21 protein-coding genes and 1 pseudogene are annotated in these 20,505 nt (G+C 38.4%); 9 read left to right on the top strand and 13 right to left on the bottom strand.

What is annotated here, in order from left to right:
- Positions 1–156 precede the first annotated feature (156 nt).
- Positions 157–408, bottom strand: coding sequence for a hypothetical protein (locus QNI22_RS33775; protein ID WP_314518011.1), 252 nt, complete (start codon positions 406–408; stop codon positions 157–159).
- Between the two features lie 347 nt (positions 409–755).
- Between QNI22_RS33775 and QNI22_RS33780 the strand changes: the two genes are divergently transcribed.
- Together QNI22_RS33780 and QNI22_RS33785 are read left to right on the top strand one after the other, a co-directional pair.
- A complete protein-coding gene (locus QNI22_RS33780; RefSeq protein WP_314518013.1) occupies positions 756–1,046 on the top strand; it encodes a hypothetical protein in 291 nt (96 codons plus the stop codon).
- A 71-nt stretch (positions 1,047–1,117) separates the two neighbouring features.
- Complete coding sequence (locus QNI22_RS33785) at positions 1,118–1,252, top strand: hypothetical protein (RefSeq protein WP_314518015.1); 135 nt, start codon at positions 1,118–1,120, stop codon at positions 1,250–1,252.
- 630 nt (positions 1,253–1,882) lie between these two features.
- On the opposite strand, the gene QNI22_RS33790 is transcribed toward QNI22_RS33785, so the two are convergent.
- Positions 1,883–2,623, bottom strand: coding sequence for a LytR/AlgR family response regulator transcription factor (locus tag QNI22_RS33790; protein ID WP_314518017.1), 741 nt, complete (start codon positions 2,621–2,623; stop codon positions 1,883–1,885).
- A 79-nt stretch (positions 2,624–2,702) separates the two neighbouring features.
- Positions 2,703–3,803 (bottom strand): sensor histidine kinase, encoded by a 1,101-nt coding sequence (locus QNI22_RS33795; RefSeq protein ID WP_314518019.1) that lies wholly within the window; start codon positions 3,801–3,803, stop codon positions 2,703–2,705.
- 360 nt (positions 3,804–4,163) lie between these two features.
- Here QNI22_RS33795 and QNI22_RS33800 point away from each other — a divergent pair, with 360 nt between their 5' ends.
- Both QNI22_RS33800 and QNI22_RS33805 read left to right on the top strand, forming a co-directional pair.
- A complete protein-coding gene (locus QNI22_RS33800; protein ID WP_314518021.1) occupies positions 4,164–6,266 on the top strand; it encodes an IPT/TIG domain-containing protein in 2,103 nt (700 codons plus the stop codon).
- A gap of 139 nt (positions 6,267–6,405) precedes the next feature.
- Positions 6,406–7,407, top strand: coding sequence for a carboxypeptidase-like regulatory domain-containing protein (locus QNI22_RS33805; RefSeq protein WP_314518024.1), 1,002 nt, complete (start codon positions 6,406–6,408; stop codon positions 7,405–7,407).
- Positions 7,408–7,462: 55 nt separating this feature from the next.
- Here the strand turns inward: QNI22_RS33805 and QNI22_RS33810 are convergent, their stop codons facing one another.
- Complete coding sequence (locus tag QNI22_RS33810) at positions 7,463–7,831, bottom strand: hypothetical protein (protein WP_314518026.1); 369 nt, start codon at positions 7,829–7,831, stop codon at positions 7,463–7,465.
- A gap of 241 nt (positions 7,832–8,072) precedes the next feature.
- Between QNI22_RS33810 and QNI22_RS33815 the strand changes: the two genes are divergently transcribed.
- On the top strand, positions 8,073–9,047 hold the full coding sequence (locus QNI22_RS33815) for a ThuA domain-containing protein (RefSeq protein WP_314518029.1): 975 nt from the start codon (positions 8,073–8,075) through the stop codon (positions 9,045–9,047).
- A gap of 99 nt (positions 9,048–9,146) precedes the next feature.
- On the opposite strand, the gene QNI22_RS33820 is transcribed toward QNI22_RS33815, so the two are convergent.
- Positions 9,147–9,338: a hypothetical protein gene (locus QNI22_RS33820; protein ID WP_314518031.1), complete on the bottom strand. Its 192-nt coding sequence runs from the start codon at positions 9,336–9,338 to the stop codon at positions 9,147–9,149.
- A 123-nt stretch (positions 9,339–9,461) separates the two neighbouring features.
- Between QNI22_RS33820 and QNI22_RS33825 the strand changes: the two genes are divergently transcribed.
- Together QNI22_RS33825 and QNI22_RS33830 are read left to right on the top strand one after the other, a co-directional pair.
- Complete coding sequence (locus QNI22_RS33825) at positions 9,462–10,082, top strand: Crp/Fnr family transcriptional regulator (RefSeq protein ID WP_314518034.1); 621 nt, start codon at positions 9,462–9,464, stop codon at positions 10,080–10,082.
- A gap of 70 nt (positions 10,083–10,152) precedes the next feature.
- Positions 10,153–10,698 carry a YceI family protein gene (locus QNI22_RS33830; RefSeq protein WP_314518036.1) on the top strand — a complete coding sequence of 182 codons (546 nt, stop codon included), beginning with the start codon at positions 10,153–10,155 and terminating at the stop codon, positions 10,696–10,698.
- A gap of 205 nt (positions 10,699–10,903) precedes the next feature.
- On the opposite strand, the pseudogene QNI22_RS40410 reads toward QNI22_RS33830, so the two are convergent.
- The 3 genes and pseudogenes from QNI22_RS40410 to QNI22_RS33840 all read right to left on the bottom strand — a co-directional run.
- Positions 10,904–10,996 (bottom strand): annotated as a pseudogene (locus tag QNI22_RS40410) (hypothetical protein); the annotation flags it as partial.
- A gap of 289 nt (positions 10,997–11,285) precedes the next feature.
- Positions 11,286–12,587 carry a hypothetical protein gene (locus tag QNI22_RS33835; protein ID WP_314518037.1) on the bottom strand — a complete coding sequence of 434 codons (1,302 nt, stop codon included), beginning with the start codon at positions 12,585–12,587 and terminating at the stop codon, positions 11,286–11,288.
- Between the two features lie 91 nt (positions 12,588–12,678).
- The gene (locus QNI22_RS33840; protein ID WP_314518039.1) at positions 12,679–13,233 is read right to left on the bottom strand and encodes a hypothetical protein; all 555 of its coding nucleotides are present in this window, start codon (positions 13,231–13,233) and stop codon (positions 12,679–12,681) included.
- A 265-nt stretch (positions 13,234–13,498) separates the two neighbouring features.
- Here QNI22_RS33840 and QNI22_RS33845 point away from each other — a divergent pair, with 265 nt between their 5' ends.
- Positions 13,499–13,864, top strand: coding sequence for a BlaI/MecI/CopY family transcriptional regulator (locus tag QNI22_RS33845; protein ID WP_314004700.1), 366 nt, complete (start codon positions 13,499–13,501; stop codon positions 13,862–13,864).
- A 13-nt stretch (positions 13,865–13,877) separates the two neighbouring features.
- On the top strand, positions 13,878–16,322 hold the full coding sequence (locus tag QNI22_RS33850; RefSeq protein ID WP_314518043.1) for a M56 family metallopeptidase: 2,445 nt from the start codon (positions 13,878–13,880) through the stop codon (positions 16,320–16,322).
- A 165-nt stretch (positions 16,323–16,487) separates the two neighbouring features.
- On the opposite strand, the gene QNI22_RS33855 is transcribed toward QNI22_RS33850, so the two are convergent.
- The 5 genes from QNI22_RS33855 to QNI22_RS33875 form a co-directional block, all read right to left on the bottom strand.
- On the bottom strand, positions 16,488–16,934 hold the full coding sequence (locus QNI22_RS33855) for a hypothetical protein (RefSeq protein ID WP_314518046.1): 447 nt from the start codon (positions 16,932–16,934) through the stop codon (positions 16,488–16,490).
- A gap of 131 nt (positions 16,935–17,065) precedes the next feature.
- Positions 17,066–17,473 (bottom strand): hypothetical protein, encoded by a 408-nt coding sequence (locus QNI22_RS33860; protein WP_314518048.1) that lies wholly within the window; start codon positions 17,471–17,473, stop codon positions 17,066–17,068.
- 429 nt (positions 17,474–17,902) lie between these two features.
- On the bottom strand, positions 17,903–18,352 hold the full coding sequence (locus QNI22_RS33865; RefSeq protein WP_314518049.1) for a hypothetical protein: 450 nt from the start codon (positions 18,350–18,352) through the stop codon (positions 17,903–17,905).
- Between the two features lie 71 nt (positions 18,353–18,423).
- Positions 18,424–18,576 carry a hypothetical protein gene (locus QNI22_RS33870; RefSeq protein WP_314518051.1) on the bottom strand — a complete coding sequence of 51 codons (153 nt, stop codon included), beginning with the start codon at positions 18,574–18,576 and terminating at the stop codon, positions 18,424–18,426.
- A gap of 835 nt (positions 18,577–19,411) precedes the next feature.
- Positions 19,412–20,505: RHS repeat-associated core domain-containing protein (locus tag QNI22_RS33875; protein ID WP_314518053.1), on the bottom strand; the 1,094-nt coding region annotated here is incomplete at its 5' end.

Here is a 20,505-nt window from a genome sequence, read left to right on the forward strand (position 1 = left end):
GACTGGAATTCTGGTCAGGTTGAAAAAATATTCGAATACCAGTCGCTTTTGTCAGTGACTGGTAGTATGGTCAAACTTGGCAACTATTCGAATACCAGTCAATCTATTCACTAACGCAATAGTTAAATCAATATAAATGACTGATTTTCTAAGCCTTTACAATAAGCCTCTGGACTTTTTCTCCTTTTGTATTGTTTTTAAGCTATTAGCATTCACTATCACAATCACTCCCATTGACATTGGAACGGCTGTCAGAGCACTAAATTTTTGTTTTGCTATGGTGAGCCATATGCCAGCTGCCAGCATCAAAACAGCTGCAACAATCCCCATAGTGATGACTAGCTTCAAGGTTTTCTCATTTTTGAGCAGTTCTTCATTGCTCATTTCATTTGGTTTTTTACTTGCCATTTTTGTGTGGTGATAGTTATATAGTGAGTTTCTTACAATATTCCTTTATATAATTTAAACATGCAATAGGTCAAAAATTTATGACTCCCTGATAGAGATCGTACATGTTGGTAAAGAAAGGTAATGTAAAATCGCATTACTACAAGAGGAGCGTTGGGAGAATGAAAACAGTATACAATCCAATTCGATAATCTCACACCTATCCACTTGTTTGTGTAACTGATTTTTTCAACTTATATAATTCACCCTTACAGAAGTCATGTCGTAATCCACCACTTATTTTGCCATAGGTACGCCCGTTAGGTTACTTTCTGATTACGTAAACTTGCCAAACACCAACCCATTATATGCTTTCAGAACCTAAGATCGAACACCAGACACTACGGTATTATCTAGCCATTGCAAAGACTGTGCACATGCATGAGATTCCCCAAGTTCTTCCCCCTTTGATTCCAGAAGTCAGACAATGGATGAACAATAACAAGATTAAACCAAGTGGTCCTGACTTTTTCTTATACAAGTCAATCAATGAGAATAATGAGCTTGAATGTGAGGTTGGCTTTACTATTGATATACCCATTGAAGGTAATTCCCATATCCACTTGGTAGCTTTCCTGAAGGGAGGTATGCAAGCCTAATTTACTCGGGAGACTTCAAAGACATGATGCAGGGGCATATTGCTTTGCAAAATTGGATCAGGCAAAGAGGTTTGAAAGAGAAACTACTGTCATCTCAAGGCATTACCCAATGGGGTGGCCGCACTGAGTTTTATCTGATTGATCCTGACTTTGAACCTGGTCCTGCCAAATGGCAAACAAAAATTATGTTCCTGCTTGAGGACTAGTTTATAGTCAAACATGAGTCATCCCGAATTCTGAATAAAGGATCTCATTGAGAAGGGATAATAAATGTCACAAAGAGAGTGGTGTTGCCTTCAATCGCGGAAGGTGGTGTAGGTGCGTAGAGAGTCTTTTCTGCGCGATGTTGGCCTTTGGCCAGTGAGGGGAAGGATCAGAGAAAAGTGCCCTTTTTTGCGGCTAGCACACATCCTGGCCCAACAAATTCTCATTTGTTGTCCTTTTTTGGGCAAGCAAAAAAGGAAGGAGCCTCAAGAAGAGTGATAAAAGTGACTATAAACAAAGAAAGAGAGCTTTCGTAAAAATTACTCTAAGCCCACACTTTCAAAAGTATAGGCTTGGGTTTTACTCATATCCAATATTCGGGATGACTCATGCTTCTTATTACTGCAAATCAAACTATCATACTTAACACCCTCTCCTACTACTAGATTATTAATAAGGTATACTCTTCTGATCAGAAAAAAAATGCAAAATAATTTCATTATTAATCTTTATGGGAACTAAAGCTTGAGTAGTAGTGTTTACAGGTTCAAAGGCACAAACTACTGTTAATTCCCACAACTGATTACATTTTTTCTTTGCACCAATACAGGAGTGGCTTCCTAGTTTCTTTATTAAAAACCGGTCTTAAACCGAATGCTGCATTCTTCCTTATAGCTTCTGCCAATTGGCAATTTTGCCCCTCCGATTTCCACGAAATTAGCATGGAAGCTATCAATCTTTGCAATAGATACCATATAGGATCTGTGTATCCTTATAAACTGATCTTCCGGTAAAAGCTCTTCCAGTAAACTGATTTTATATTTTGAGACTACTACCCTCTCTTTCAACTTTACTTTCACATAATCGCCTTCACTCTCTATCCATAGAATATCGGACACGTTAAGCTTTACCGTTTTTCTTTCTACTTTCAGGTACAGAAAGACTTCCTGAACAGAAAGGGAAGGCTCTGTTATATGATCACCTGTATGGGTGTTTCGAGTATGCAACAGAGCAAATACTTTGTCTATTGCTTTTAGAAAGCGGGGAAAGGAAACAGGTTTCAACAGATAGTCTACTGCATTTAATTCAAAACCTTCCAGGGCATAATTTTCAAAAGCGGTAGTAAAAATAACTTTAGGAGGGCATTTAAGGCTTTTGATTAGCTCGGTACCTTGTAATCCTGGCATCCGTATATCTAAAAATAATAGATCAACAGAGGTTCGTTGTAAAATCTGAAAAGCCTCCAATGCATTGGAACATCTGCCTATTATTTCCATTTCGGCAAGACCTTGAAGATAAGTTTCAAGAATGTCCAAGGCATAAGGTTCATCGTCTACTAATAGCACCTTTAATTTTATAGTTGCTTCATTCATTAACTCTTCTTGTAGTAGTGAATTTACAAAACAGTAAATTTAACACAAATACTGTGATTCATCGGGTCTAGCCTGCCTTTTATATACCCACTCGTCTATCCAGCTCCACTTCCAGAATAGCCAGAAACATATCTTCCTCCTCAAATATACGAAGCCTATGAGCAGCCGGATAAATGATATCCAGTCTTCTTTGGATATTTGCTAAGCCTATCCCATCCTTCTCAGTAAGTATATCGTTAGACTCAATACTTCTTACTAAGTCTTGGTCAGGTATACTGTTAGATACCTTAAACTTCAGCTTGCTGCTTTTTATCTGAAGATCAATATTAATCCAGGCTTGTGCCATCTCCTGACTTGCACCGTGTTTAAAAGCATTTTCAACTAGAGGCATTAATAGAAGTGGAGCAATCTCCTGACTGAATAAATCGCCTTTGCAGGTGAAGTTAAGGTCCAGCCTTTCTTTGTAGCGAATCTTCTCCAGTTCCATATAACTCTCCAGAATCCGTACTTCTTTGGCAAGCGATATGAACTCGACATTGCACTCATACAACATATACCGCAAGATGGTTGACAATCCTAATACTATAGCAGGCGATTGAGGTGAATTTTGCAGTGTAAGTGAATAGAGGTTATTGAGGGTATTAAACAAAAAATGAGGATGTACTTGTGCTTTTAGTAAATTGAGTTCTGCTTCCATCGCTGCCTGACGCCTCTCAAACCACATCCGGAAAAATGTAATACCAAGGGCAATCCAGACAATACTATTGCTTTGTTCAATGGCATTGACTATGTAAACCGGATCAGTTAACTGAGCCAGAAAGGGATCATGAATTTTATAGGATAAGGTCCATCCTGCTTTTGTATAGGCATCACTGATCAGTGGATATAACAACAAAATTTCATTGAGACGAAAGAGTAAGGCAGCTATCAGACCTATGCATAGTATACTCACATTAAGCCACCCGTACCTTTTCTTATAGAGAAATCGTGGAAGCAACCATTTCACTACTACATAATAATACAGAATATTAATGGGCATCACCAGCAACACAAGTGTAAACGCAAATTCGTAGCTGGGCAAAGTAGGCCTGTAAAAAAGAGTTAGGATTAAGGTTGCTGCCAACCAGAATATAATATCCGGAAGTACTTGCTTCCATTTGAAATGAAGAAGAGAACGCATAGCACATCAATAACGCGAAAAGATAACTGGGGACAGTATGCCTTGTTTCAAATTTACAGTGTACGATCTTTCTAGACAATCTAAACAGACATAAAACAGTTTCAGTCGACAGACAACACATTATTACCTATTATACGAATGAATCCTTCTTTTCTAGTCATTCGCCCTCACTTTCTGTAGTTCAACGATTAATCCGGTTGTCTGTCTACAGAAGGTTTTGCACCAATAATGCATATACATTTCTACTCTACATTGCAGCATAATTACGTCAAAACGGAAGAGGATTTTTGCAGAAAACTTATTTCTCTTCTACAATCCATCCACATTTTACAATCCGCTTACTGGATTTCTATGACTACTATGAAAAACTATGTATCCCTATTAGGCTTACTCCTTTTGTTGTTCTGCCTGATGAACTGCAAAAAAGATGATGTACTAAAAAATAATACGCCCCCAGATGAAGAACCAGATACTACCAATGGAGATACCATTTTGGCAGAACGAAGGGTAGAAATCTTTGAATCTATCAATGTCTTTTTAAATGACCTCTCCTGGAACGATAGAGCCAAGGCACAAAGTGCGATTGTGGCTCATCTGAAAAAGATCCCCGAATTCAAAAAGGTGGAGTATGATGAAACCTCTGACAACATCATAGCTCAATTCACCGATGGAGCTATCTATATGATGGTCAATAACAGGAACACAGATAAAGATATCCCTGAACCTGACTATGGTAAGCTGAAACAAACCTCCTCTAGCCAAAGAACAACAGCCTATGAATATCCGGCTATTCCTGAAAGTAGCAATGTATATATATTCAAAGGGGTAGGTAACTATTTTAAGAGTTCGTATATCGGAACTCCTTTTTATAAATTCCTTTTCGATTTTGAAAAACAAAAGACAGGGTACAAAGCCACTATTGTTGATGCGACAATCAACAACCTGAAAGACATCAAGGATGCCGGGGTATTTTATTACTGTTCACATGGTGGAATGGGAAGATTTAAAGACAATCCAAAAGATTCTATTTATGGCTCATGGACTACAGAAAAGGTGACCGTAGACTTAGAAAAGAAATACAGGAAAGAAATCAAAGCAGGGGAACTGGTTTATATGGATGCCTATGACAGACATGAAAATGGAAAAAAAGTAGCTGAAACCCATTTTGCGATTACAGCTAAGTTCGTTGATAAATACATGTCTTTCCCTAAAAACAGCCTGATCTATCTTGATTTGTGTCAGAGTTTTAGAGTAAAAGATTACTGGTGGGCATTTCATAGCAAGTCGCAGGGAACAGGTACTGTGATCGGATGGTCTGATAACGTAGGAGATGATGATGCACACAAAGCAACTTCCTTTGTATTTGACCGATTACTGGGAGTGAATTTACAAGGATATCCTGTGATCCCTCATGAAACACCCAAACAAAGGTCTTTCGACTTTCCTTCTGTATATAAGGATATGGTCAAGAGAAACCTTGTCGAATCAACACCCTATTCATCAAGGCCTTATCAGGTAGCCTTTCTAAAATACCAGGAAGGTCCCAATAAAGATATTGTACTCAGGCCTTCCATTTCCTATATGCAGGTATATGAGTATTTCGACTGGCTGTTTATTTATGGCCTTTTTGGTGAAGATCCCGGGGCTGGCAAACGATTTGTAACCATTGATGGGGAAACAACAGAGATATTAGAATGGACACCACAGATGATCAAATGCAAGATCAAATCTTCAGGTAAAGGCTCTGCCGGAGAGGTAATCGTGAAGGTAAAAGGGAATGAAAGTCGCCCAAGAATACTCACCGAATGGAGAGGAGAATTGCTATACAAACGACCCTCAGCGGGGTCCTATATGGAAGAAGTAACTCTGAAGATCCATTTGAGAAGAGACATAGCTCAGTACAGGAAAGGAGCAGGATTAAAACCTGAGAAAATAGACGCTTCCCCTTTTACAGGTCCTGCAAGGGATAGTAAAGCTATATATAAGTTTGGTGGGTCTGCAAAGTATGTAAATAAAGACGAAAATTGCACCTATACTTATTATGCCAACTGGATATCCCAACAGGGAGAGATTGGACTTTATGATATAAATAAACCTAATCAGGAAGGGGTTTTACTTATTAGTACAGAAAAAACAAACGGATTCGAACTAAGTGGATTGAACTTTATTGCTGTAAAGCCCTCCCAGAATTCAGTATACAATGATTGGGCCTGTAGTTCATCCAGTGGCACCTCTGATAAAGCCTACGATAATATGACACTGGAAAACCCCGGAAAGAGTTTTCTGCTATTCAATTTTCAGTTTGACCAGGACTTTACAATTAAAGCCGGAAAAGTAGAGGGGAAAGGATTGGACCGATCAGAAATAGAATATGCAGATGGCAACATTCCTGAGTTTGGAATCACACTTGAGTGGAAGGCTATCAAACCTAATTTTCTACCTAAATCAGACTATGCTTTGTAAATGATTTGACAGGGATAGTGTATTACCCTAAAGTAAGCACTTGTAGTAAATGCATAGATCTTTTCAATCCTGGTTACCTACCAGACGAATCTGCATTGTCGCAAACATCTATTATCAACTTATATTAAATACTATGACTATGACAACCAAAGTATTACTTGCAACTTCCTTAGTATTCACCTTATTTGCGTGTAGCTGCAAAAAAGACTCTGACACCACTAGTCCTGATGATTCGAAAAACCCTGACTGGGGTAGCCAGCCCCCGCTTCCTGTCGTAAATGGAGAGGCTACTTTTCGTCTGAGTGGAAACGAATTTTATGTAAATGTAATGGGCAATGTTCAGCCCCGAACTCCAAATTTCCCTTCACTATCCGTTAAAAAAGGGGTACTTCGTGGGTATGTGGCAGATTTGAGTGGGAAACCGATAAAGGGAGCCTATATAGGAGTGCGGGTGACTGTAATTGGTGGCTCTTATAGTGGGGCTTCTGCCGAAACAAATGAAAAAGGGTATTATGAAATAAATCTTCCTATCGGAGCCGTGCAGTATTATGCAACAGGCTATACCATCGATTATGGCGAAGGAAGAGCAGTGGTAGGTTTACATCCAGCAGATGACAATATATCAGGGTTTGCCTCAGAAACAGGGAGTGTAGAAAATTTTGTTCTTGAGTCTTATGGTATAGGCGACAAAGATGACGCTCTTCAACAGCCAGGCAATTCCACCCATTATTATGGAGGCGCAATTAGTTTGGATTATCAGGTAGATTGGGATCATACTATTCCTAACTACTTGCCTGAAGATGGCGAAATTGAGCTTCATCTTATCCCTGAAGAACCAGGCTTGTATGGAGAAAACAAGTCTTTCAGGATTTACAAAAAGATTGGATATTCCAAGTTGACCATTGTCAATATACCTGTAGGAAAATATATCATCAAGGCAAAGCTTACAGATGGCCGAGAGTTAAAAATGCGTGAAGTGGGTACCTATGCAGGCTACTATCCTGCCTTTGGTCTTAAACCTGCAGAAGCCAAAGGCTCTGCCAGTATGCTTTTTACGCCAGTTGTGGGCAGAACTCCACAAATGGTGCCAGCACATGGTGGCAATTGGGAGAGCACACAAATCCAGCTCGAGTTACCCTAGAGCAATAATTGCAGTTTTACAGGACACAAGTTAATCGTTAATAATCTTCAGGCTATCAACGATTAACTTCTTCCATATTATCAACCATAGACAGTAAACGTTCCAGATTGGAGACGGATAAGTTTTCCAAAGTCGAGATAAGTTTTTGGTCTGCATGCTGTTCCTGCGAGTCTTCCCCATGTACATTTTGTAAATGCAGCGAGTGATGCGTCATGAGAGTTGTGGAAAACAGGGTCTTGGCTACGTCTACCCTATTTTCCAGAAAAAACTGTTTACGTATGAGTTCCAGTGAATTTTCCTCTCTGGGAAGCTGCTTGTATTCCAACAAATATGTCAGATAGTTACGCAAAGCTAACTTTATATCTTCTTTATAAAGGATACGTTCCACTTGCTGAGGTGTTAAATATTCTTCTGAGTGTCTCATAATTTTCAGACATTAGTGAAAAACTTAGTTAAAAAAAGAACGTGCCATACATCAAATCATATCCAAAAAAGAATCGGTATGTAAAATCAAATCAGTATCTTTTAAGATAGGTAGCTTTATGTTAGTCAGACTATTCCAAAAATTGGTATTTCAGAGTAAATACCTCTATCTTTTCACTTCTTTAAAAATAATCCAGACTACCACTAAGGTCAAAAACACCTGAATCTATATTGAAATCGTTATGCTTACCAAAAAACATTTTTCTTTTCTGATCATATTTTGTCTGGCTATTTGTTGCGTGCCAGCGTTCGCACAATCTTCCCGGATACGTGCTCTTATTGTAGATGGGCAAAATAACCATGAACAATGGCCCAAGATTACTGCCATGATGAAACAATACCTGGAACAAACCGGAAAGTTTTCTGTAGATGTGCAACGCACACAATTTACCTGGCAGGGAGATAAATATATAGAAGCCTATCCCATCAAAGGTCTGCGACAAACACAGGCACTAGCTCAGTCCAAAGTAGATTCAACGTTTCACCCTGACTTTTCTACGTATGACCTCATCATCTGCAATTTCGGATGGAATGCAGCTCCATGGACAACCAAAACTCAGGCAAACTTTGAAAAGTACATGAAAAACGGAGGGGGTTTGGTAGTCATTCATGCAGCGGATAACTCCTTTCCGGAATGGCCTGCCTATAATCAGATGATCGGTCTGGGAGGCTGGGGAGATCGTACTGAAAAAGATGGTCCGTATGTTTACTATGATCAGAATGATAAGCTGGTTAAGGATACACAACCAGGCAAAGCCGGTTCACATGGTTCTCAGTTTGACTTTCTGATTACACTTCGTGATACAACCCATCCCATTACCAAAGGAATGCCCAAAAAATGGTTACACAACAAGGATGAACTCTATGACCGGTTACGGGGCCCGGCTAAAAACATGCAGATACTGGCTACGGCATTTTCACCCAAAAGCAACAATGGTACGGATCGTAACGAACCCACGTTGATAACCATTCACTATGGAAAAGGACGCATCTTCCATATGACATTGGGTCATGCTGACTACTCAGCAGAGTGTGTAGGTTTTATCACTTGCCTTCAACGAGGTAGTCAGTGGGCAGCTACCGGAAAAGTAGACATTCCGATTCCAGACGACTTCCCCACAGAAACGGAAAAACGTCAGCGGAAGTTTGATAAATAAACAAAGCACCTTGATAAGAGAAAGTATAGCACTTTCACAAGCAAGTAATAAAAGAGTGTGTCTCAAAAAAACACACTCTTTTTTCTATTATTTAACTGGTCAGTCTTTTTTCAGATAATAGGCCAGATAAATATCTATAAGACGGTCTCCGCCATAATTGGGATAAGCAGCCAACAATTCAGACTTATATTCTTCTTTGAAGGTAGCCTTATCTACAAAATCAAGATATTTTTCATGGGATATATAGAAAAGACACCAATTGCATGATTTATTACCAGGTAAATGTAACAAGTTTTGTTGGCAAGAATTGTGCTGACAGAGATATTGCTTTAAGACATTGTTCGTTGCTTTCACAACAACGTCACAATTTTTACTACCCATCCATTTTCTATGTGATAATTATACCCGTTAGATTTGCAACCTTCCTATCTTTTCTTTGCATTTTATCCAAAGAAGCTTTTCTATTGGTTTATGGCTGACTTTTTTACTTTTTGCAATGATTTTTCTCCTTTGGATGAAGCTGCTGTCAACGATTTGATACCCCATACAAAGACAAGAATATTCCAGAAGGGCGATACCATCGTTTACAATGGCGAAGTATGCCGGCATCTGTTTTTTATCAATTCCGGACTTACCAAAATCTGTTCTTTCAAACAAGACAAAGAGTTCATCATGCGTTTTTTTTCTGAAAATGTGATGTTTAGCGTCTTTGAAAGCTTTCTTACTCAAACACCCTCCAATTTTGAGATGATTGCACTGGAACCAACCACACTAACACTGATTTCATATGATTCCATGGAAATGCTCTGTCATAAACACCATTCTCTGGAAACATTTTTCCGAAAGCTGGTTTCCAGAGCAACAGTCAAAATGACCAAACGAATCAGTGAAATGCTGGAGGAAAACGCTACTACACGTTATCACCAGTTTGTAAAAGAAAACAATCACCTTATTCACCGCATTAGCCTTGGTGATATGGCCAGATACCTGGGTATAACCCAGCAGTCGTTAAGTAGAATTCGGGCCCAAAGGTAATTTTTTACCATAGGGTAAAAAACAGGTTGTTGACTGTGTCTAGTTTTGTAAAAACAAACAAAGCAAAACGATGACAGTACTAACAACATCCAAATGGACGATTGACGTTGCTCATTCAGAGATTCAATTCAAAGTAAAACATCTTGCCATCTCTAATGTATCGGGCACTTTTAAGTTATTTTCAGGAGAGGTACAAGCCGAAACTGACAAATTTCAGAATGCACAGGTCTCTTTTCAGCTACTAACCTCCAGCATTAACACCAATAATTCCGAACGGGATACCCATCTAAAGTCAACTCTGTTTCTGGATGTAGAACAATTTCCGGAAATCCTGTTTAATGGCTTTATTAGAAAAAACCAGCCTACCTCCCAACTAGTGGGCGAATTGACGATTAAAGGCATTACTCAACCCGTAACAATCGAAATAGAACATACAGGCACAGGAACAGGTAGGTTTGGCGATACAAGAGCAGGCTTCGAAGGCAATGGTAAAATTAACCGAAAAGATTTTGGGCTTACCTTTCATTTGCTAACAGAAGCAGGTAGCCTGGTAGTGGGTGAAGAAATAAAACTACATTTTGACATTCAGTTGATCAAACAAGCACCTGAAGTATAAGAGTGAGTGGCATTTCTATATACTAGTTGATCAGTTACAGAGAAGTCGTCCAACGTTTCACCTGATATAGCATATAGCTTTTGTTTCTTTACACACAGGTTTAGTATCATACACTATCTATTCAACTGGTAAGGTTGCTATGCCAGGCCTTTTTAAAAAGCATATTTTACCAGTTCGGCTACGTTCTTGACACCTAGCTTCGAAATTAGGTTTTTGGGATGTGGTTTACAGTATATTGACTCATAAAAAGTTTGTCGGCAATTTCAGGTGAGGTAAATTCTGCAGTAATATATGTAAGAACCTCTTTTTCTCACTCAGAACCGGATTGGTAGATGTTTTAGACTCAGGAGCAAAAACATTTTTGAGGTATTTCTCCTATGTTTTTTTGAGAATAATTTTACCTATCCTCAGTCTTATTGATTGCCCTGAGCTATTCGTCTTTCTCGGCATTTTTGAGTAGGTAACCACTGCCTTATTAGTTGTCAGCTTAACAATCATATCTGGTTCACTGCAAACAATTCGTAGTAGTTTTCCTATCTACTGAAACTACCTTTTTACGGACAAATTTAAGGAAATATCATCCATACTCAGCTAGACTTGTCCCTACCATTTTTTATCTTTTCACTTAGCTTTCTCGTGTCTAAATCACAATCGTATTTAATTTCCTCTCTGATTTTATCTGAAAGAACTTCGTTTTCAATCAATATTTTTACTATTCCGTTTCGATGAATAGCACAATTCATTTTGCTATACAAAATTTCAAGAGGCTCTTTGCATTCCTTTGTCTGATTAGCTTTGTAAATATCTGTATATATTCCTGCCAGTTGTTCTATCTTATACTCACTGTTTGTCTTATTTGCAATTTCACTTAACAGTTTAGCGTCACCACTTTTGTAATTGGAAATCAGAATTTCTAAAAAATCAATCGGGTTTTTAGTGGTTTGGACTTTGTCCAGAGCAAACTCTCTAATACTTTGGCTTTTCAGATATTTTAATGCGTTAACAGCATTATCAACTATACTTTTTTTACGTGTACGTTTCTGTTTGGCAAAGTTCAACATTATGTTGCTATTGTAGGGAAATTTATGAGAATCAAAAATGTCTAAAAGTCTTTCGATATTTGATTTGTCAGTTTCCTCAATTAGTCGTTTTGCTATCTGATTTACTTCATTTTCTGTAAGGTTTCTTTTCCTTCTAACTGAAATAAATGGTTTGCTGGTAAGGACTTCATCCACTATATCTTTGTAGGGTACAGGTTCTGTTTTATTCTTTTCCCGTATTGCTTTCGTTTGCTCTATGTTGTCAAGACAGATCTGAATATACTTGTTTGACCTGGCTCTATCATTAAGTTCTTCATACACATTTATATCCATATGCTCTTCTTGAAAATGCCTGATAACCGAACCGTCCTGCCAATCGCCAGGATTTTGTTCAATATACCTGCCATACTTTTCCGACACATAAAATAATCCGTTTAGCCCATCAAGTTCCACTATTTCTGACTCTCCAACCCAATCAGAGCCTTCTATTGGGTGATTTAAAAACCTGTTATAGATTGCCTGTTTCGCTTCTGTATCATTCTGTTGAGCATACAGTTTTGTGAGAGCAAACAAATGAGTTAGATTCCATGTATCGTTTTGTTCTGTTGCCAAACCCTGCAAAACAGCTTTGCGAATTTTGTCTTTTTGTTTTGAAATGGAGATTATGTCAAAAATGTATTGTGCCCTATCTCCTTCAGATTGTCCGTCATAAGCATAAATATTCAAAGCACCTTTTATGATTTGATCTGAAAAGTCAATTTCCGGATTCTTTTTCAGTATCAGATAGGCTTCGCCTGTCCCACGTTTTAGTGAGTTTAAAAACTGCCGCTTTATATCGATTGTCCTCATCTATACTTATTTTTTTTCGCTCAACACAAACTCGGTTATACTTAGATAACTACGTTACCAGATATAGCCCCATGTAATCACATAAGGATTGTCAATCTCCAAGTGTTTTACTCCGTTTTTTATGGGCATACTGTTCATCCTGCTCAAACCAGCTTACGTATGTACCATCGTCGTCAAAATCAATAATCTGTCCGTTTTTCACAATTACACTAATATAATTATCAGAAGCTGTATTGATTTTTATTTCTGCATACTGTCCCTTGAACACCTCGTTCTCATGACTGATATGAATTTCTTCCACTTCACTTTTTTGGTAAGCATCTTCTGCATTGGCAACTTCGAATTCCCGTAAATGTGCTTGCAGTGCCGTTTCTCCATCAAGAATGTCTACACCATAGTCTGCGACCTGAAAAGCAAATAAGCATTCTTCCCAAAGTAGTTCCTTTACATGTTGGATTGCAGCAGGTCTAAGTGTAAGGACATCTTCCACACAGGCTACCATCTTATCTGTAATGGTTGGGGAATCGGCATTTTCAGCAAAAAATACAAAGGGGAGTGATTGTCCGAATAAGGGAACGAATAACGTAATCTTACCTATACCGTAGGAATCCCAGGTTATTTGCTGAAGTATTTCTTCTTTGTTCATGTTGTATTTTCTGGTTACTGAAAATTAAAACAAATTATCAATGGAAGCCAAAGTCATATAAAGTATCCTTCTGAAATCAAAAAGAAAATCTCTCACCATCGAGACTAAAATTCAACACAAATCACTAAAAATCAATATATTACCCCAGTAAACATCTAAATAAAAAACTCTAATCAAAAAATAAACTCCTAATCCATTAGTTTTATTTACTAATTTATTAGGATTAGTCCTAATCGATTAGTAGTATTGTAAAAACAATACGAATATGCAGATATTAGCAAAACGCGAAGAGCAAATTATGCAGGTAATCTGGAATCTCGAAAAAGCCTTTGTAAAGGAGATCATCGAGCATTTGCCAGAACCCAAGCCACATTACAACACCATTGCCACAATGGTGAAGATACTCCAGGACAAAGGGTTTCTCAGTGCTGAAAAATTTGGTAATACCTACCGGTATGAGCCACTTATTTCGCTGGAAGACTACCGTAAGCAGGACGTGGAATCAATCCAGAAAAAGTATTTTGGAGGATCGTTCAGCAAGATGCTCACTCACTTTGCCAAGGAGGAAAACCTGTCTGACGACGACCTGGATGAAATAGTACGTATGATCAAAGACCAGAAAAAACCTTAACCTACATCCACCTATGATTGCACTCCTGGTTAAATCATCCTTTATTCTGGGCATTGCCTGGTTGTTTTACAAGGCTGTCTTGCAACGCGAAAGCTTTTTTGCTGTCAATCGTATGTATTTCTGGGCAGTGTTGTTGCTGGCTTTCGTTTTGCCCTTTGTTTCATTGCCGCCATTGGTTACTCACCAGGGCTATCTTTCCACTATTTTTTCAGCTAACGAAGTAACGGAGCAGTCTGAGGGTACTTCTGCCTTGGTTACATCACCCAGCCAACAGGCATTGCCCAAAGAAACGCCTCATGAAATGCAGAAGGAAGTGTCGTCTCCACAAACAGCGAAAGAAGCTACTGCCCTTTCTGCTCAATCCTCACAGGAAGAGACACCTACAGCACCTAAAAGCTGGACTTTCTGGCTACTGGTACTTTACCTGTTTGGGGTAGGCATATTTACCCTAAACCTGTTGTTTCAGTTGGGCAGTGTATGGTTGAAAATCTATACCAGCCATGATACCATATCAGACACAGGGTACACCATCGTGAATTTGCCCCAGCTAAAAGCACCCCATTCATTCTTTCGGTACATTTTTATCCATCCCGATGCCTATGATTTTGAGACGTATGAACAAATCATTTCACATGAGAAAATCCACGTACGGTTACGCCATACCTGGGATCTACTCTTGGCCGAACTGGTAGGAATTGTACTGTGGTTTAACCCCATTATGTGGCTGCTCAAACAGGAGATGGAGAAAAACATTGAATACCAGACCGATGATCTATTGCTTCGTGGTCATGAAGTGGACAAAGAAACCTACCAGTGGAGCTTGTTACAAATTGCAGCCCCGCATAAACCGCTAACTATAACTACAAACTATAATCAGTCTTTACTCAAACAACGAATTCGTATGATTAACGCGAAAAAGTCAACTATGCACAATTACTGGAAATATGCCTTTATGCTTCCTCTATTTTTTGGCGTTTTGTTAGTGATTAACAAACCCATCGAGAGCCAGGCTACTGCCCTGATTGGTTATGTTGGAGCCAGAGACCAGCAAACACCTGTTATAACTGCACCAGTTGTGACTCCAACCCCGACACCTGTCATCACTGCCACACCTACTCCTCGTGTTTCTGCTGTTATTACTCCCACAGCAACTCCAGAGGTGAATGCGAATCCGAACCTTTCGGTTAACATAAATACCAAAACCAACTTCTCATTTAACTTCAGAAGTGATGTAGATATGTCGACCGGGTATTGGTACGGACGTCAGGTTGACAAAGAATATTGCATTGAATTCAAGGGTGGCAACAATACCCGAACTTCCTACTGGAATATGTCGGAGTGTTTTGACAAGAGTTTGTTTGTCAAGAAAGCCAGCGATTCCTTTACGCTCACACGTGATGCCGGTACCATGACCTTGCAGGGTGCATTGGATCAGGAAGTAAGCCAGGGCAAATATACTTTTGCCAAAGATGCAGGTTTTGAGTCTTATCTGGAGAAGAATGATATTACCAATACCGACAAAAACTTCTTATTCCATCTGTTTATGGGCAATGTAGATCGCAAGTATGTTGCCTTCCTGAAAGCTAACTACCAGGATATTGATGGAGAGCGGATACAGGAACTTGCTATTCATGGCATTACCCAGACCGACTATCAGCTCTATCTGAGTATGTTCGATAAATACGCGCAGAAAAAACCATCCATGCGTGAAGTGATTGAAGCCCGTATTCATGGAGTTACACAAGAATACATTCAGGAGTTGCAGGAGGCTGGCTACAAAGACCTGAGCATGCGCAAAATCATGGAGTTAAAAATTCATGGGGTAACCCGTAAATACATTGATGGCCTCAAAGCTGCAGGATTTGCAGATCTGCCTGTTGAACAAATACTGGAAGCTAAAATTCACGGCATTGATGCGGCTTCTGCCAAAGACATCCGTGCGTTGGGATTTGGAGATCTGAGTTTGCGTAAAATGATAGAGTTAAAGATTCATGGCATCAATGCCGAATACATTAGCGATTTGGGCAAAGCTGGATTTAAGAACCTGGAGCTAGACAAAATTATGGAGGCTAAAATCCATGGTATCAACGCCGAAGAAGCTAAGAATATTCATGCATTAGGGTATGGTGACATGAGCCTGAATAAGATGATTGAGATCAAGATTCATGGTATCAACTCAGACTTTATCAAAGATCTGAACAATGCGGGTTTTAAGAATCTGGAGCTGGACAAGGTATTAGATGCCAAGATACATGGTGTAAATGCCAGCTATCTGAAGGACCTGGCTGACGTCGGTTTTAAAAACCTGGAATTTGACAAAGTGCTCGAAGCCAAAATACATGGAGTAACTGCCGACTTTATCAAAGAAGCCCGTAAAAAAGGATATAGTCCAAAAGAATTTGATGAATACATCCGCCTCAAAATTCATGGAATGGCTAGTCGCCGCAATTCTGATTGATTTTGAGAAAATCCGTTCTACCCTCCTGAAAGACATGTCCTTTCGGGAGGGTAGAGTGAGTGGGGTCAAATGATTCTTTATCTTTATTTTTACTGGCTCCCTTTATAGGGAAGCCCACACCTAAATAAAGATTGTTTTATCAAATTTGGGTTGATCAATACAACTTCAGATTTTATTATCCTGAACAAATGTATTTAACTTTTGTGCCATTTGGTTTGCCTTAGATACTGGATCTAACATAGAAAAATCTCTGGAGGGAGAAATCGCAAAATAAAATGACCTACCATCGATAAAAACAATTTTATAGATATTTATCAAAAGTGGTATATTCTTATTTGCAGGCTTGATAAGAAGGAAATTTTCCAATTTATAGTGTTTCTTGTAGAAGACGCTTTTTATATAAATTCCATTTTTGTCATAGGATATAAGATTTAACTTTGAGTATAGGAATGCAAATAAAATAAATAGGCACCCTACTATACTTATTACTGCGTTTTCATGAGCTTTACTACCAATGAATGCATCGCAAATAAATCCTAAGCCAGCTACTAGAAATAAAGCACTGGGTACAAACAAAAGAATATATGAAACTTTACTCCCTAAATAATGCATTTTAGTGGTATTTTAGGATGTTGATCTTTAGGCACCATTCCATCTGGATCAATGAAACGCAACGGATTATCAAATGCATAGTTATAAGGTGAATGTCTACGCATCTTCTCAGCCAGTGGATCGACAGTATGTCATCTACCCAACTGCGCATCATACATTCTGGTTCCATAATCTATCCAATCCAGCCCAAACTCTTCCTGCTTCTCCTTTCCATTGTACTGAAACTTGTCATTGGGATTACTCTGCGTTTCAATACCAGCCAGATTCAATCCCCACGGATCATAGTGATTCTCCTGGACAATTAGATCTCTGCTATGGTTAACTTTGATATCATCAAACCAAACCGCTTTTTCACTTTCATTGGCTAGTAGGATTTGTACATAGCCGTCTTCTATGGCTACATGAGATAAATACAACTCTTCCCAGCATTCAGATGCTGCCTGTGTAACTTGACGAATCTTACTTGAAATCAACGTATAGTCTTTATTGTAAACCAAGATATTCAGATAGCCTACCGGTTCTGACCCTGCTTGAGGCATAGCCACAAGTTAGCGCATTTTGACAATTATCTGAATTAGATTAAAGGATAGGCTAGGTGTACATGAGCTAAAAAAGAAACAACAGTTTTATCATAACAAGTGGAAATGTGTCGAAATATCTTTAAGAAACTGACATTTTATTTTGATCTTTATACTGATTCTGGTCATAGTCTTTGAGGTGAATTCGATCAGCTTTGGGTGGGATTATCACCCGAGTATCTTTACCTTGATTTCTGAATGGTAAAGCTGATTTACAAATAGATAAAACCACACAAAAACATATCTTGGAGGTATTCAAATTTGCAGAAGATAAACGCTTACATCTCTTCTTTGTGATTGATACTTTTATCTTTAATAGAAAAAATCAGAGTATTTTATAAGTAAAAAAGCTCGAAAAATCGAGCTTTGAAAGTTTTTGGAGACTTTGAATTATGACATTTCCGGTATCTTATAAAGTGTTCCCGTCTTTTCAAGTAAAAAAGTAATTATTTTTCTAAAATTTTCAGGATAATCATCAAAATTTTTCTCGTATACAAATGCTTTTTTATCTCCATTCACAAATAATAGATATTGGAAGTTATCCTTTACTGTTTTTGTATCATTATAAATCATAGCCTTGTCTGCGGATAAATAACCTTTAATTTCCTGTATTTCAACATTTGTTAATTGCTTACGTATTTTTTTATAGGACTTATCAATCTCAATTTTATTTTCATTAAATGCCGACAAGTCCTCTATCGAGCCTATTTTATAACTTAATCGTCCATCTTTTGATAAAGTTATAATGTGTGCCCGGCTTCCTCCAGGAACAGATTTTATCAGTACAATCAACTTATCAAGAGCAATATCTTTATTCATTTGCTCATCGTTTGTATTCATTTGTTCCTTACAGGAGGACGCCCCATACAGCAATATAAAAATCGGTAATATTCTAAATAATGTTCTCATAACTAATATGCACCTCGTTTATTTTGTCCCTGTTCTTCATGTAGGTGATTCTCTGTAATATCTTCTTTCTTATTATAACCTAAACCAACTGTTGAGTCCCCACGGATCATAATGGCATTCATGTACAATAAGCCTCTCTTCGTACTTGATCTCAAAGTTATCAAAATACACCTGACCATTATTTACATGAAAATCAGGATTACGCCCCCTAAAAATAGAAAATCTCACATGGCGGTGAGGCTTTACAAATAGTATTCATACTTTTATCTCTGTTAATTACTCTTTCCACTACCTACATATGCTGCCAATGACTCAGTGGATTCAGGATCTCCATACAATCTAGTATTATACGATGGTGCACAAAAGCCTGTAATTCCAGATTCCTGTTCGAGAATATCTATTTCTTAGTAAGCATTCGACTCAGGCCGTAGTTGTTAGTTAGCTTAAATATACTGCCTTGCTTATTGTAAGGAAGAATGGTCTAGCTCAGATGCATACGGAATACGTGTGTTTGCTACCGAAAGTTGCTATACTATAGCTTACTTTAACCTTTATAAACAAAGTATAATTCTTTGTTCGCAAAGATATTTCTTCATGTAAATAGAGAAAATCCTATGCTAAAAGAAACCAGATAATCTTTAGTTAATTTCAAATAGATAAGAATGCAAAATTTCTAACACAACAGATTAAAATTTAGTATCAACTCATCTTAACTTATGACGATAGAATACGAAAAAAATTAAAAAACCTGTAATCAGAAACATAATAAGTTGTATGGCAATTACAACTAAGTAGGCTTCTTTGCTAGCATACATTATACCAAAGCTGATAATGCTAACAGGTAATGTAATAACTAGCCCAAACAAAACCCATTCCCCATAAAAAGGGCTACTTCCATAAGAATTGAGTACAGCAAAAGTCGCAAAACCTACATATAGAAACGCAACTAAATAAGATCGTATTAAGGCTTCTTTCAACGTCATATCTAGACTATTTAGTATCTGGTTTATTTGTTACTTGTTCACCAGTTGCAGGATTTACATAAGTCATCTGGAACATATGAAAAATCATCTTTTCCACTATATGTTTTAGGATTATCGCCGCCCGGATAACCAAAACCAACAGATTTTGCCCAACCATTCTTGGATCTAAAGCATCTGGTGTTAAAGTTCCCTGGACTTGATGCCATGCATTATCAAGTGAGGGCCGATCTGTATACCAACGAGTACCACGTCCATCACGATAACCCTGTACATTAACAGTTGATAGAAACATTTGTCCATTAATCAACTGAGTAGCTTTATTTACCATTTCATTTTCAACAAACTGTTCCATTTGTTCAGTAGAAGGCGATGTCTCGTTATTACTGCCTATAGATTCAGATTGAAGATAAGTCATAAAACGCTCAATATCTTCTTTTTTGTTGGTTGTATATCCTCCATCAGTAGTTTCCCATAAGCCCAATAAATCAATATTATTGACGGGATTATTAAGACCATAACAGTATGGAGTAAGACTTTCAGCCCAATCTGATACCGGATCAACCGCATGCCACCGTCCCAATTGCGCATCATAATTTCTAAAACCGTAGTCCATCCAGTTTAAACCAAGCTCTTCCTGCTTCTCTTCCCCATTGTACTGAAACTTGTCATTGGGATTATTCTCTACTTCGATACCCACCAGATTCAATCCCCACGGATCATAATGATTTTCCTGTACAATCGGTGATTCTACATGAGTAATGGCGAGTTCATCAAACCAGGTATTAACATTGGACTCACTAACCACAAAGACTCTCACATACCCTGATTGCTGTACTATTTGCTCAGATCTCAGATAGGCTTTAGGAACCTGATTGGCTGTATTGTTACGAGGAGTCATAGCCAGTCCTACCTGAAGCGATGGCCAGGTAACATTGCCTTCTGTCTGACCTGTTAGGTTGTTGCCTGTGGTTGTTGCCTGTGGTTGTTGCCTGTGGTTGTTGCCTGTGGTTGTTGCCTGTGGTTGTTGCCTGTGGTTGTTGCCTGTGGTTGTTGCCTGTGGTTGTTGCCTGTGGTTGTTGCCTGTGGTTGTTGCCTGTGGTT

Origin of the sequence: Xanthocytophaga agilis, assembly GCF_030068605.1 — a bacterium.
GTDB classification, from domain to species: Bacteria; Bacteroidota; Bacteroidia; order Cytophagales; family 172606-1; genus Xanthocytophaga; species Xanthocytophaga agilis.

Excerpts from the sequence above, each read along its gene's own strand:
- QNI22_RS33810 (WP_314518026.1), bottom strand. The coding sequence starts at position 7,831 with ATGAGACACTCAGAAGAATATTTAACACCTCAGCAAGTGGAACGTATC.
- QNI22_RS33795 (WP_314518019.1), bottom strand. The coding sequence starts at position 3,803 with ATGCGTTCTCTTCTTCATTTCAAATGGAAGCAAGTACTTCCGGATATT.
- QNI22_RS33830 (WP_314518036.1), top strand. The coding sequence starts at position 10,153 with ATGACAGTACTAACAACATCCAAATGGACGATTGACGTTGCTCATTCA.
- QNI22_RS33815 (WP_314518029.1), top strand. The coding sequence starts at position 8,073 with ATGCTTACCAAAAAACATTTTTCTTTTCTGATCATATTTTGTCTGGCT.
- QNI22_RS33780 (WP_314518013.1), top strand. The coding sequence starts at position 756 with ATGCTTTCAGAACCTAAGATCGAACACCAGACACTACGGTATTATCTA.
- QNI22_RS33840 (WP_314518039.1), bottom strand. The coding sequence starts at position 13,233 with ATGAACAAAGAAGAAATACTTCAGCAAATAACCTGGGATTCCTACGGT.
- QNI22_RS33835 (WP_314518037.1), bottom strand. The coding sequence starts at position 12,587 with ATGAGGACAATCGATATAAAGCGGCAGTTTTTAAACTCACTAAAACGT.
- QNI22_RS33805 (WP_314518024.1), top strand. The coding sequence starts at position 6,406 with ATGACAACCAAAGTATTACTTGCAACTTCCTTAGTATTCACCTTATTT.
- QNI22_RS33790 (WP_314518017.1), bottom strand. The coding sequence starts at position 2,623 with ATGAATGAAGCAACTATAAAATTAAAGGTGCTATTAGTAGACGATGAA.
- QNI22_RS33775 (WP_314518011.1), bottom strand. The coding sequence starts at position 408 with ATGGCAAGTAAAAAACCAAATGAAATGAGCAATGAAGAACTGCTCAAA.
- QNI22_RS33860 (WP_314518048.1), bottom strand. The coding sequence starts at position 17,473 with ATGCCTCAAGCAGGGTCAGAACCGGTAGGCTATCTGAATATCTTGGTT.
- QNI22_RS33845 (WP_314004700.1), top strand. The coding sequence starts at position 13,499 with ATGCAGATATTAGCAAAACGCGAAGAGCAAATTATGCAGGTAATCTGG.
- QNI22_RS33855 (WP_314518046.1), bottom strand. The coding sequence starts at position 16,934 with ATGCATTATTTAGGGAGTAAAGTTTCATATATTCTTTTGTTTGTACCC.
- QNI22_RS33800 (WP_314518021.1), top strand. The coding sequence starts at position 4,164 with ATGAAAAACTATGTATCCCTATTAGGCTTACTCCTTTTGTTGTTCTGC.
- QNI22_RS33865 (WP_314518049.1), bottom strand. The coding sequence starts at position 18,352 with ATGAATACAAACGATGAGCAAATGAATAAAGATATTGCTCTTGATAAG.
- QNI22_RS33850 (WP_314518043.1), top strand. The coding sequence starts at position 13,878 with ATGATTGCACTCCTGGTTAAATCATCCTTTATTCTGGGCATTGCCTGG.